We start from the raw sequence: 12,832 nt of genomic DNA on the forward strand, positions 1-12,832 counted from the left end.
GGTTGCCGGCCAGCTGGCGCGAGACCTCCTCGCGCGTGGCGACGAGGCTCGGGTCCTCCTTGGCGGCGCGGGCAAGCGCCAGCACGTTCATGATAAGGCCAGGGGCGCAAAAACCGCACTGCTCGGCACCTTCGGCAGCCATTGCGCGGGCGAGCGCCTCGGACTCGGCCTTGAGGCCCTCGAGCGTGGTGATGGAGCGGCCCTCGACGCGCGCGGCGGGAACCGAGCAGCTCAGCACCGGGTCGCCGTCGAGCCACACCGTGCACAGGCCGCAGTTGGTGGTTTCGCAGGCACAGCGCACCGACGCACACCCCTGCTCGCGCAGCAGCGCAAAGAGCATGGTGTCGGGGGCAATCTGAACCTTGACCTTGCGGCCGTTGAGCGTAAAGGAAAGATCGATGAGTTTGGCAGCCATTAGCGCACCTCGCTAGAATCGACGCCGGGCACGCGGCGGCAGGAATACTCGTCCGTGGCAAACTTGGGGATCTGCACGGTCTCGAGCTCGCGGGCAAGCGCGGCCGAAAGCTCGATGCCGGCGGCGCGGCGCACGGCCTGCACGGCAAGCGGCGCCGAGATGCGACGGCGGTACTCGGCCGAGCCCCACAAGTTGGTGCCGTAGCTCAGCGCGCGTACGGACGCGGCAAGGGCACGCAGCTCGTCCTCGGAAGGATGCTCGTTGGTAAGGCCACATGCCTCGCCCTGCAGCAGGGTCGCGCGCAGCGGGCGGGCACCCACGGTAACATGCCAGCTGTTGTCCCACCAGGCGGCGGTGACGTTTAAGGAGGGGAAGTCGGTCGCGGCCTTGCGCACGGCCTCGTAGCTCGCACGGTAGTCGTGTTTGACGACCACGATGTGCTCGATCACGTCGCGCACGTAGCCCATGTCCACGAACTCGGCGAGCGACACGCGGCCGGCGCCCGTCAGCTCGACATAGGAATCGAGCGCGAGGAAGGCGGAGAGCACGTCCGAGAAGCCAAAGCGACCATAGATGCTGCCGCCCACCGTGGCAGTGTTGCGCAGCTGCACGCCCACGATATCGTGGACGGCGAACTCAAAGACATGGTTGACAAGCGCGTTGAGCTCGGCATGGCGCTCGAGCTGGCGCAGGGTGCACATGGCACCGATGCGAAACTCGGTCTCGGTCTCCTCGATCTGATCGAGCCCGCAGGCCGAAAGGTCAATCGCCGTTGCAACGCGACGCGAGCCCAGGCGCATCCAGATGCCACCGCCCACAATCTTGTTGTTGCGGTTCTTCTGTAAGAGCTCATAGGCTTCGGCCGCGTTTCCAACACGGACGTAGGTACCGAACTTGAGCACGTTCTCCCCCATCTCTTCACTTGTCCAGTACTTTTAAGTGTACCAAACGAGGGGCCGCACACCGTTTTAGGACAAAATCCACCCACCCATCCATAACTTGCGGTGATATACGGACTGATTAGCCGTTCTGGAACGCAAAACAGTCCGTATATCACCGCAAGTTATGAGGAGTCCTCCGGAATAGAAAAGGCTCCCAGCCAGATAGCTGGGAGCCTTATCGCATGCTATATCAAGCGAAAATTTAGCAGACGCCCTGGGCGAGCATGGCGTCGGCGACCTTCAGGAAGCCGGCGATGTTGGCGCCCATGACGAAGTTGCCCTCCTGGCCGTACTCCTTGGCGGTGTCGTCCACGTTGTGGAACATGCCGCGCATGAGCTGCTCGAGCTTGCCGTCGACCTCCTCGAAGGTCCAGGACAGGTGCTCGGCGTTCTGGCTCATCTCCAGGCCGGATACGAGCACGCCGCCGGCGTTGGCAGCCTTACCGGGCATAAAGGCGACGCCGTTCTCCTGGAAGTAGGTCGTGGCCTCGATGGTCGTGGGCATGTTCGCGCCCTCGCCGACCACCTTGCAGCCGTTGGCGACGAGCGCCTGGGCGTCCTCGAGCAGCAGCGTGTTCTCGCGAGCGCAGGGCAGCGCGATGTCGCAGGGCAGCTGCCACACGCCGCGGCCGTCACCCTCGTGCCACGTGGCATTGGGCTTCTCGTCGACGTACATAGCGAGTGTAACGCCCTTGTCGTGGCCGGAGCGCTTCTTGTTGTAGACATGCTCGAGCACGGTGTAGTCGATGCCGTCGGGATCCTCGACCCAGCCATGGGTGTCGGAGCAGGCCAACACCTTGCCGCCGAGCTGAGCGACCTTCTGGACCGCGTAAATGGCGACGTTACCGGAGCCGTGAACAACGACGTTCTTGCCCTCGAAGGAGTCGCCGCGGCTCTTGAGGTACTCGTCCACAAAGTAGACCAGACCGTAGCCGGTGGCCTCGGTACGGGCGAGCGAGCCGCCAAAGGAGAGACCCTTGCCGGTGAGGACGCCGGTCCACTCGTTGGTCAGGCGCTTGTACTGACCGAACAGGTAGGCAACCTCGCGGCCGCCAACGCCCAGGTCGCCGGCGGGAACGTCGGTGTTGGGGCCGATGTGGCGATAGAGCTCGGTCATGAAGGACTGGCAGAAGTGCATGATCTCGTTGTTGGACTTGCCCTTGGGGTCAAAGTCGGAACCGCCCTTGCCGCCGCCCATGGGAAGGGTGGTCAGGCTGTTCTTGAGGATCTGCTCCAGGCCCAGGAACTTGAGCATACCCAGGGTGACCGTCGGGTTAAAGCGCAGACCGCCCTTGTAGGGTCCAATGGCAGAGTTGAACTCGACGCGATAGCCGCGGTTGACCTGAACCTTGCCCTGGTCGTCGACCCAGGGAACACGGAACATGACGATGCGCTCGGGCTCGACGAGGCGCTCCAGCAGGGCGGCCTCCTCGTACTCGGGGTGGGCGTCGAGCGCCGGCTGGATGGTGCCGAGGATCTCGGTCGCGGCCTGGATGAACTCAGGCTGCTCGGGATAGCGGGCCTTGAGCTCGTCGAGAACTTTCTGCGTGTAGCTCATGCTTCCTCCAATTGATGGAAAAGAAAAGTGTCGTTCGAGGCGCCCTATGCGCCGCGAGCTTTATCGAGTATGGATAATATCGCACTGTTGCGGCAAAGTTTCGCATAAGCCGACGAGCGGATGTTTCGTTTTGATTACGATGCAGGTAGAAGCGTTTTTGAGCGCCCGACGCACAAAACCCGTGTTTCAAACCTGTTTCGTCCACATGTTCCAAACCACCACATTGGGGACAGGCACCTTTGTGGTGATGTTGGCGGTTAGAGGACGAGCTGATGGTAGTCGGCGGGGGTTATGCGGCCTTCGGTGGCAGCGCGGAAGGCGGCGAGTGCATCGCCCGAGAACGGCATGGCCCAGCACAGCCCGCAGCCGGCGGTGATGGAGCCGGGCAGCGGCATGATGCGCCCGGGCACACCGGCGGCAAGGCACAGCTGCTCGCATTCCATCACATCGAAGGTGCTATCGAACGAAACGATGATCTTGCGTTCATGGTCGAGAGCATCACCGGACGGGCCTTCGCGGTGTGCATCGCGATACGCCGCGGCGGCCGCTTCCTCTTCCGCAGTATGTCCACAGCCACCGCAACCGCAGGTACAGGGTTCGGACCCGTCGCAAGTGCAAGGTTCTCCCGTGTCGGGACAAATATCGTGAGACATGGCAACTCCAATCGTCTAGGCGAGCAACTCGGCCGCCGCAAACTCCTCGGGCGTATTGACGTTCTCGAAGCAGAGCGTCGAGCCCGCGGCCTTAACGATCTGCGGCTCATCCATATAACCAGCCTGAACGCGATTAATCAGGCAGCGAATGCGCTGACGGTCGCAGGCGAGCAGCTCTTGGGCGACCGGCGCACACGCGTCACGGCGCCAGACGGCGCAAAGCGGCTCAATTCCCCGCTCCTCGCGCGGCACGCACACGTCGAGCGCCTCGGCCTCAACACAGCCAGCAAGGGCACCGATTAGCTCCGAAGAGACAAACGGCATATCACAGGCGACGATAGCAACGAGAGGCAGCCGGGCCGCAGTCAGCGAACTCGCGATGCCGCGCATGGCGCCCGCCGGCCCCTCAAGGTCCGACACTATTCGCGGCACCAGGCCGCCAAACGCGCGCTCCTCAAGGTAGGCAAGCTCGCTGGGACGCGAAGTCGTCACGACCAACTCGCCGGCAACTGGCGCCAGCCGACCCAGCACGCGTTCGATAAGCGGCTCGCCGCAAAACGCCATGCGAGCCTTATCGCAGCCCATGCGCGAGGACAGCCCACCCGCTTGGACGACACAAGAAAGATCGGCACGTCTTACGGTAGTCATACGGCAAAACACCTCCATCGGCATGCTCGAAACCCGGTGCACGAAGCTAAATACAGCCACCGAAATAGCAGCGCTATGAAAAGCTCGTGCAAAAACAAAACAGCGCCTTTGCGGCACGCAGCAAGACCGCGAGCACAAAAGCGCTGGTAGCGTATGGCGGGAACGTATGTGAATCGAACACATCCAAGACGTTTTGCACGCCTCGCAACGGTTTTGAGGACCGCGGAGCCCACCGGAGCCCATCCGTTCCCAAGTGCGGCGGTATTTTACCAAACCGAAACGGCTCTATCCCAAAAAGACGAGCAAGAAGTTGCGGTGGAATAGTTCCTGCTTAGGCTGCAAGACCCCAAAAACAGGAACTATTTCACCGCAACTGATAAGGGTGGCCTAGCGCAGGGACCTCAGGCCGCCGGCCTCCTTGTCGAGCACAGTAAAGCGCACGGCATCCAGGTGCTCCAAGATGCTGATGGCGCGTTTGCGCGACACGCCCAGGGCCTCGCGCAGCACGCTCGTAGTGGCAGCGCCCCCGGCTGCCTCAATGGCGGCGGCGACGAGCTCGCGCGCATGGGCCTCGGCGGCAGCGGACAGGGCAACGTCGCGCTCGACCTTAACGATCGAGCGGTTGAGCGAAAGCTCGCGCAGGGCACGCGTCATGGTGTCGCGATCGAGCTGCAACTGCTCGCCCACCTCGGGCAATATCGGTGCATCGAGGCCGGCTTCGTCCAGCAAGGCAACGATACGTTCGCAGGCCTCGCGCACCACGCGTGCCGCCGCGGCGGCCGAATGCGGATCGAATACCTCGGCGCCCTCGGCGGCGCACACGCCACGCGAGCAGCCCTCGGCAATCAGAGCCGCGGCAACGCCATCATCAGCGGCAGGCCACGCAGCATGGGCAACGGCGCCAGGCGTAAAGCCCGTCTCCTTGGGAGCCGCCGCGTGCATGGCCGACAGGGTCGCCGCCAGTGCATCCATCGCGGCGTCGAGCACCACGGCATCCGCCAGGAGGTCCGCATCGCCCGCGGCAAGCTTGCGAACGGAGCCCTGCGCCACCAACCCACGCAGTGCGGCATCGACCTCGCCGATACCAAGATCCAAAGCCTCGGCAACATCAACCGCCGTAACCGGCAGCGTCTGCAACGCCAGCCAAGTGCCCACACCTCCCGCGATATCGCCGGACTCGAGCGCCGCATACAGCGCACGCTCCCCTTCAGCAAGCTCGCGCGAGCGACGGCAGCGCGAAAGCAGCACGCGCCCGCCGCCAATAAGCATCACGGGCGAATAGGACAGCACCACGACATGGTCCCCGGCGCGTAGCGGCAGCGAGTTTTCCAAGCGCACCTGAACATTACGGGTCTCGCCCACCGCCATGGGGGCCTCGCCCTCCATGAACATGATGCGACCGACGACCTCAGCCGTACCCGCCATCACATGCACGCGCGTGCCCGACTCGAGCACGCGCGGCTTGGCTCCCTCGCGACCCAGATACGTAAACGTCATCATAAAGCGCAACGTCTGACCAAAGCGGTCCGCCACGCCCAGCATCTCGCCACGGTCAAGCGCCGAGACACCGTCACCAACCAGGTTGAGCGCCACGCGTTGCCCAGGCAGCGCGCGCGGCGTATCGCCATGCACCTGAATCCCGCGGACACGGCAGACCGTGCGCGACGGCAGCGCGACGAGCTCATCGCCCACCGCAACCGGCGCATCGTGCAGCGTTCCCGTCACGACGGTGCCGGCGCCCTTGATCGTAAAGCAGCGGTCAATCGGCAGGCGCGGCGCGGCATCGCTCCGCTCGGCACGCTCGCGACAGGTATCCCAGCAGACACCCACCTGCTCGTCGAGCACCGCAAGCAGCCCGTCAATCCCCTCGCCCGTCTTAGACGACACGGGCACAATTGGCGCGCCCGCAAACACAGTACCCGACAAAAAGTCATCGACATCGAGCTCGGCCAGATCAACCATCTCGCTATCGGCCAGGTCGCACATCGTCAGCGCGACCACCATGTGCGTAACGCCCAGCAGCTCCAGCACATGCACGTGCTCGCGGGTCTGCGGCATCACGCCCTCGACGGCCGAAACCACCAGCACGGCAACGTCGATGCCCGTCGCACCCTGCACCATGGCGCGCAGGTAATGGGCATGCCCCGGCACGTCGACCAGGCCGACGATCTTGCCACACGGCAGCGCCAGCTCGCCAAAGCCCAGCTCCACGGTCATACCGCGACGGCGCTCGACCTCAAGACGGTCGGGATTCTTGCCGGTCAACGCCTCGATCAGTGCCGACTTACCGTGGTCGACGTGGCCCGCCGTGCCAACGATAACGGGACACTCCACCAGCGCTTGAACCTCACTCATCGAGCAATCGCCTTCTTAACGCACGCGACGAGCGTCGTTGCCGCCGTCTCGATATCGCGGTCACCCACGAGTGTGCGCACGTCAAACAGAACGCGATCGTGCGAGGCGCGCGTGACGACCGGCGTGTCGAAATCTTGGACGAGCGAGCGCTTGAGTGCGTCAACGGAAAGACGCTCATCGACGAGGCACACGGCAACGCACATGGTGGGCAGCTCCACGGTAGGCAGCGAGCCGCCACCAGGGGTCGACGACTCCTCGACGATCTCCACCTGAACGGCGCACGGGCAACCGGCCTTATCGAGCCCGGCGACCATCCGATCGCGCAGCTTGCGGGCACGACGCTCCAGATGAGCCTGCGGGAGCGTGAGCATGTTGAGCACCGGCACCTCGCGATGGGCCACATCCGCCCCATCCATGTAGATGCGCAGTGTAGCCTCGAGCGCCGCCAGTGCGAGCTTACCCGGACGCAAGGCGCGCATAAGCGGATGTGACCCACAGGCCTGGACCAGGTCACGACGGCCCATGATAATGCCCGCCTGTGCTGCACCAAGCAGTTTATCGCCCGAGCACGACACCAGATCGAGCCCTGCCAAAACCGAAGCCGGCGTGGTTTCTTCGCCGCCGCGCACCAAGATGTCGTCGGGCAACAGCGCGCCCGACCCCTGGTCCTCGTAGAACAGCAGGCCATGCTTGTGGGCCAGAGCGGCAAGCTCCCGAGAGCCCACCTCCTCGTGAAAGCCCTCGATGCGATAGTTGGAAGGATGGACCTTAAGGATCATGGCCGTTTCGGGCGTGATGGCGCGCTCGTAGTCGCCCAGGTGCGTGCGGTTGGTGGCGCCGACCTCGACGAGTTTGGCGCCCGAAGCCGCCATGACATCGGGGATGCGGAAGCTGCCGCCTATCTCGACAAGCTCGCCGCGGCTGACGATGACCTCCTTGCCTGCGGCATGGGTCGCCAGCACCAGCAGCACCGCGGCGGCGTTGTTGTTGACCACAAGCGCGTCCTCGGCACCGGTGAGAGAGCGAATCAGCTGCGCGGCGTGCTCCTTGCGCGACCCGCGCGAACAGGTGTCCACGCTGTACTCGAGCGTACTGTACCCGCGCGCGACCTCGGCCACGGCCTTGGCGGCCGATTCAGCGAGCGGGGCGCGACCCAAGTTGGTATGGATGACCACGCCCGTTGCGTTGACGGCAGGGCGCAGGCTCGGCAGCGCGGAGCGGTGCGCACGCCACTCGATGGCCGAAGCCAGGTCGCGCTTAGAGCGCGGGGCGGCGCCGGCGCGAATGGCGGCGCGCTCCTCGTCGAGCTCGGCCGTGACGGCGGCATGCACCACCGCGTCGCAGGTCTCCCCCGCCGCCTTCACCACCGGCCACTCTGCGAGCAGCTCGTTGACGGAGGGAATGGCGCGCAGGCGGGCGCGCACCTCATCGGACATGTTATGGCTATCGCTCATGTGCAGCCTTTCAAAACCAGGGGCAGATCAGTCGGTCGTTCATCAAAAACCAGCCGAATCAATCTGCTGAATCAATCAGTCGTTATTATCCACGTGCTTCGCGATCTTTTCCACGCGAACGGCGTTTTCCTGAGTGAGCGCGGCGCCCGTCAACGGGTCCCAACGCAACGGTGTATGGTCGAGCGGGCCCACGCCCAAGGCCTGAGCGCCACCGGCATCGGCGCCAAACGAACGCCCACCGGGGGCGGCCGACGTAAAGATGCACGCCGGATGCAGATACGGCGTCGTCTCCACGCGCACGCGGTCGCGGCCCATATCGCTCACGAGTTCGACGATCTCGCCGTCGGCAATACCCATGCGCGCAGCGGCATCGGCATTCATCTGCACGGCATCCAGGTCCGATCCAGCCTCGGCGGCACCTTGGGCCGCAAGCCTTCGCGAAGTGTGCGACTCAAAGGGACGGTTGCCGCTAATGAGACGAAACATCCCCGGGCCGGGCTCCACCATGGGCGCGATCCAGTTGGGCACACGACCCAGGCCGGCTCGTTCCCATACGTCGCTTGCCAGCGCAATTTTGCCGCCATCCAAGGGAATCGCCGGCTCGCCCGTACGCGACGACAACGCAACACCCGTGTCGGCCCAGCCGCGCTCCTTGAGCTCGTCCAGATTGATTCCAAAAGGCGCCACCTGGGCAGCCGCCAGATCGTCAGACGTAAACTGGAAGTACTCGCCCACACCACACGCCTGTGCCAGACCGGCAAAAATCTCCCGACCGGGACGCGTGCCGTCATGCTGCACGGGCAGCACGGCGTTGCGGTAGAACACCCGCGAATCGTTGACGCCCACGACCGTGCCCACGCCGCGGTCGGCCTCCAGATACGTCACGTCGGGCAGCACGAAGTCAGAAGCACGCGCCGTCTCGGACCAGCGAATATCAATCGTCACGAGCAAGTCGAGCTTCTGCAAAATACCCAGCCAAGCCTGTGCATTGCCATAGCCCGCACCGGGGTTACTGGCATAGACGATGAGCCCACGCAAATCGCCAGCAAGAATCGACTGACCGATGGTCGTGCACAGCCCGCGCACCGGATCGACCAGTGGATAGCGCTCGGACCCCAGCTTGGGCTCGCGCGGCACCGGCGGCGTCGCAAAGCGCGTGGGATCGAGGTCGCCCAGTGAAAGCGGTGTGGGCGGATTGAGCGCGCCACCCGCATGTCCAATACAGCCCAGCAGCACATCGACCAAGCAGATAGCGCGTGCGGTCTGGGTGCTATTGGCATACGCGATGCCGATGCCACCATGAAAACCCGCATCCACCACAGCGGCAGGCGCGGCGGCAGCGAGATCGAGCGCCGTGGCGACAATCTCTGCGGCCGGCACGTCGCACATCGATTCGGCCCACTCGGGTGTCCAAGCACTGGCCGCCTGCGCCAGCTCGTCAAAGCCCGTGGTATAGCGGGTCACGAACTCGTGATCGTACAGGTCCTCGGCAATCAACACGTGGACAATACCCAACAGCAGCGCCAAGTCGCAGCCCGGGCGCACGCGCAGCCAGCGGTCGGCAAGCGCAGCCGAGCCACTGCGCCGGGGGTCGACCACGATAATCTTCGCCCCACGGCGACGGGCATCGTTGAGCGCATCAACGGCCCCCATCGTCGACGAATCGACAATGGAGCGCCCCAGATACATGATGCAATCGGTGTGCGCAAGGTCGGAGGCGGGACTATAGCCCAAGCTGTGCTCCCAACCGGTAAGTCGGCTTACCTCGCAGGCACCGTCGGCACCGTACACGTTGGGCGAGCCCAGCGCATGCATAAAACGATACGCCCAGTAGCGGTCGAACGAGGGCACGCCGAGCGTCATGCCCAGTGCACGGGGCCCGCGCTCGCCAACAATCCCCAAAAGACGCTCGGCAATCTGGGCAAACGCCTCGTCCCAGGAAATCGCATCGAACCCCAAGCCATCCTGGCGGCGTCGCATGGGGTGCACGATGCGATCGCGCTCGTCAAACGGCATTGCCAGACGATGCCGTCCGCGGGCGCATAGGGCACGCGCCGCGCACGGATGCCCCACAACCGGCAACTCAGCCATCACACGCCCATCCTCAACATGGGCTGCAAAGGCGCAATCGGCATAGCATCCCCCGCATGTCGTCACCACGGCGCGACCGTCACGCTTCGCAGCAGATACCATCTCGATTACCCCTTTCACCAGCCAAACACAACAGGCCAACAGCCCGGCAACGAGCCCCAGACCCAAAAAGCCTCCCGCACGGCAACGCCCCGCGGGAGGCCCAACGTCAAACAGACGATACCTTACGCCTCGGACTTCTTGGCGTAGATAAACCAGTAGCCGAGCGCGACCAGAACCGCGCCGCCCACGATGTTGCCCAGCGTGGCGGCGGACAGGTTAAACGCAATGCCCGCGGCGTTGAGCGCATCGGCGCCGGCGACGTCGGCACCATAGCCGCACGCGTGCATCACAGCGCCCATTGGCAAAAAGTACATGTTGGCGACGCAGTGCTCAAAACCGCAGGCCACAAAGGCGGCGATGGGCAGCAGAATGCCCACAACCTTATCGACCACGGTCTTGCCGGCGGTACCGATCCACACGGCCAGGCACACAAAGATGTTGCACAGGATGCCACGGAAGAAGATCGTCACCCAGTCGACCGTCACCTTGCCGGCGGCGACGCTCACCATGGAATTGGCAACCGCCTCGCCGTTGAGCTTGTAAATGCCGGCCATGTACACCAAAAAGACGATGAACAGGGCACCGGCAAAGTTACCAAGCCACACGACGAGCCATGCCTTGAGCATCTGAGCCAGGGTGATCTTTTTGCTCTTGAGCGCGCAGACCATAAGCGAGTTGCCGGTGAACAGCTCGGCGCCGCACACCAGCACCAGCACCAGGCCCAGGCAAAAGCACAGACCGCCCACGACGCGCTGGGCGCCCCAGCCCAGCGTGCTATCGCTCAAGAATACGGTAAAGAACAGGCCACCGAAGGCAATGAACGCGCCGGCGAACATTGCCAACAGAAAGGCCTTAGCGACCGGCAGGTTAGCCTTGGTCACGCCGGCGGCCTCGGTCTTGGCCTCGATCGCGGCGGGCGCCAGGCAATCGGGAGCGGGATACTCCACTTTGGAATCTGCCATGTCAATCACTTCTTTCCTAATCAGCAGGGACAAGAGCTCCTATTGCTCTTGCCCCAAGCGGACAAAGTGGGAAAAGTCGTTGGCGGCCACGGCGTCGTACACGGCGTCGACAGCCTCAAAGACCTCCGGGGACATGGGGTTGTAAAACTCCGTATCGCCCGGCTGAATCCCTATGAATACGATATCTTCGCACGATTGCTCGATTTCCTCGATCAGAATCGACAAAGGGAGCGAATGCGTGGTGAACATCGACTTGCGGGCCACATCGCGCTTATCGAGCAGGCGGATAGACCCGACGGGCAGCGCCATGTCGGCGGCATCGACCAAGACAAGGCGAGGCGGACGCTCGCGCTTGACCTCGATGATGTCGTCCTCGGGCGTTTGGCCACCGTCGATGGTGTACCAACCGGCAATGGGCGCGTCCTCCATCTTTTTGGAGAGCACGGGGCCGGCTGCATCGTCGGCACGCAGCACGCTTCCCGCCGTGAGCACGATACCCGCAAACGGGGCGCCGTTCACACGTCCATCCACAACGCGACCCATTACTGCAACCTTCCCGTCAGGTACACGCCCGACACATCGCGCACGCGCTCAACCAGATCGCGGAACTTCATCAGAAACGCGACCTGCTGGGCATGCAGGCCAAAGTCGTCGTCGAACACCGAGATGCCGGCCTTGGCCGACCCGCGAAAACCGCGCTCGTCGAGCAGCATATCGCAGGCCTCGAGCAGCGACGGCACCGCCGCCTTGTCGAGCTGGCACTCGCCAAAGGAACGGATGGCCTCAAACTTGGTCTTGGCCTCACCCTCCGGCAGCACGTCGACGAGCGAATAGAACACGTTCACCGGCACCGACAGGCGCGGCTCAAAGCAGTCGAGCACGCCGGTGTGGTGGCCCACGGCGAGCGTGTAGTACAGCACGTCGCAGGCCTCCTGGGGAACGTCTTCCTCGGTCTCCACAAACTTACGCGTGAGCTCGTAGAAGACCACCTGGTCGGGCGCGTGGTCCAGGCAGGGGTCGGCGACGCCCTCGGCGGCCTCGTCGCTTGCGCGCGAGGCATCGCCAAAAGAGCCGCCGAGCATACCGGGGCCCGCAAAGTAACCAGAGCGGTCCGTGAGCTCCATCTAGCGACCTCCGGCCAGCACCAGATCCTGCAGCGCCGAGTACACCTCGACGCGGCGCGGATCGTCCTGCTTGTCGATGAGCAGCGCCATGGCACCGCGGATATCGCCCTTGGGCGCGCCCTCAAGCGTGTCCATAAACTCGTTGGCCAGGTCGCGGCCGTAACGGTAGCCGCTCATGGCGCGAGCCTCGCGCTCGATGGCAACGCGCAGCTTGTACGGCACGCCGGGGTGCAGGATATCGGCCTGCTCGCCGGCGGCCTCCACCGTGGTCTCGGCATGAAGCTTTTGGTCCAGCAGACCGAGCGCCATGGCAAAGCCGTAGATGGTCTGCGCGGGGCTGGGCGGGCAGCCGGGGATGTAGACATCGACCGGCAGGATCTTGTCCGTGCCGCCCCAGACGCAGTAGTTGTCGTAGAAGATGCCACCGGTGCAGCCGCACGCGCCATAGGACACCACGATCTTGGGATCGGGTGCGGCCTCAAAGACGCGCAGGGCCGGCATGCGCATGGCACGCGTCACGGCGCCGGTG

Annotated in this window: 12 protein-coding genes and 1 tRNA gene; all 13 read right to left on the reverse strand. The window is 64.1% G+C overall.

Translation table 11 applies throughout. The features are described 5' to 3' along the window. On the reverse strand, positions 1–415 hold a 415-nt coding region (locus tag AB5405_RS05840), incomplete at its 3' end, for a (2Fe-2S)-binding protein (protein WP_368137863.1). Further along, positions 415–1,317, reverse strand: coding sequence for an FAD binding domain-containing protein (locus AB5405_RS05845; protein ID WP_368137864.1), 903 nt, complete (start codon positions 1,315–1,317; stop codon positions 415–417). The genes AB5405_RS05845 and AB5405_RS05840, both read right to left, overlap by 1 nt. A gap of 241 nt (positions 1,318–1,558) precedes the next feature. Then, on the reverse strand, positions 1,559–2,914 hold the full coding sequence (gene gdhA, locus AB5405_RS05850) for an NADP-specific glutamate dehydrogenase (RefSeq protein ID WP_099431586.1): 1,356 nt from the start codon (positions 2,912–2,914) through the stop codon (positions 1,559–1,561). A 257-nt stretch (positions 2,915–3,171) separates the two neighbouring features. After that, positions 3,172–3,567: a putative Se/S carrier protein gene (locus AB5405_RS05855; RefSeq protein WP_195361366.1), complete on the reverse strand. Its 396-nt coding sequence runs from the start codon at positions 3,565–3,567 to the stop codon at positions 3,172–3,174. Between the two features lie 15 nt (positions 3,568–3,582). After that, positions 3,583–4,215 (reverse strand): molybdenum cofactor guanylyltransferase, encoded by a 633-nt coding sequence (mobA, locus tag AB5405_RS05860; protein ID WP_368137865.1) that lies wholly within the window; start codon positions 4,213–4,215, stop codon positions 3,583–3,585. Positions 4,216–4,369: 154 nt separating this feature from the next. Then, positions 4,370–4,466, reverse strand: a tRNA-Sec gene (locus tag AB5405_RS05865). 136 nt (positions 4,467–4,602) lie between these two features. After that, entirely contained in the window at positions 4,603–6,570 is a 1,968-nt protein-coding gene (gene selB, locus AB5405_RS05870; RefSeq protein ID WP_368137866.1) for a selenocysteine-specific translation elongation factor, read from the reverse strand. After that, positions 6,567–8,024: an L-seryl-tRNA(Sec) selenium transferase gene (gene selA / locus AB5405_RS05875; RefSeq protein WP_368137867.1), complete on the reverse strand. Its 1,458-nt coding sequence runs from the start codon at positions 8,022–8,024 to the stop codon at positions 6,567–6,569. The genes selB and selA overlap by 4 nt, the downstream gene beginning before the upstream one ends. Before the next feature lie 75 nt (positions 8,025–8,099). Continuing rightward, on the reverse strand, positions 8,100–10,217 hold the full coding sequence (locus tag AB5405_RS05880; RefSeq protein WP_368137868.1) for a molybdopterin-containing oxidoreductase family protein: 2,118 nt from the start codon (positions 10,215–10,217) through the stop codon (positions 8,100–8,102). Between the two features lie 122 nt (positions 10,218–10,339). Further along, entirely contained in the window at positions 10,340–11,179 is an 840-nt protein-coding gene (locus tag AB5405_RS05885) for a formate/nitrite transporter family protein (protein ID WP_346981844.1), read from the reverse strand. Positions 11,180–11,218: 39 nt separating this feature from the next. Next, positions 11,219–11,722 (reverse strand): hydrogenase maturation peptidase HycI, encoded by a 504-nt coding sequence (hycI, locus tag AB5405_RS05890; protein ID WP_368137869.1) that lies wholly within the window; start codon positions 11,720–11,722, stop codon positions 11,219–11,221. Beyond that, entirely contained in the window at positions 11,722–12,303 is a 582-nt protein-coding gene (locus AB5405_RS05895; RefSeq protein ID WP_368137870.1) for a formate hydrogenlyase maturation HycH family protein, read from the reverse strand. Before AB5405_RS05895 ends, hycI begins: the two co-directional genes overlap by 1 nt. Further along, a partial coding sequence (locus AB5405_RS05900) for an NADH-quinone oxidoreductase subunit B family protein (protein WP_368137871.1) occupies positions 12,304–12,832 on the reverse strand: 529 nt, incomplete at its 5' end.

This window comes from Collinsella aerofaciens, from assembly GCF_040920445.1.
GTDB classification, from domain to species: domain Bacteria; phylum Actinomycetota; class Coriobacteriia; order Coriobacteriales; family Coriobacteriaceae; genus Collinsella; species Collinsella aerofaciens_BH.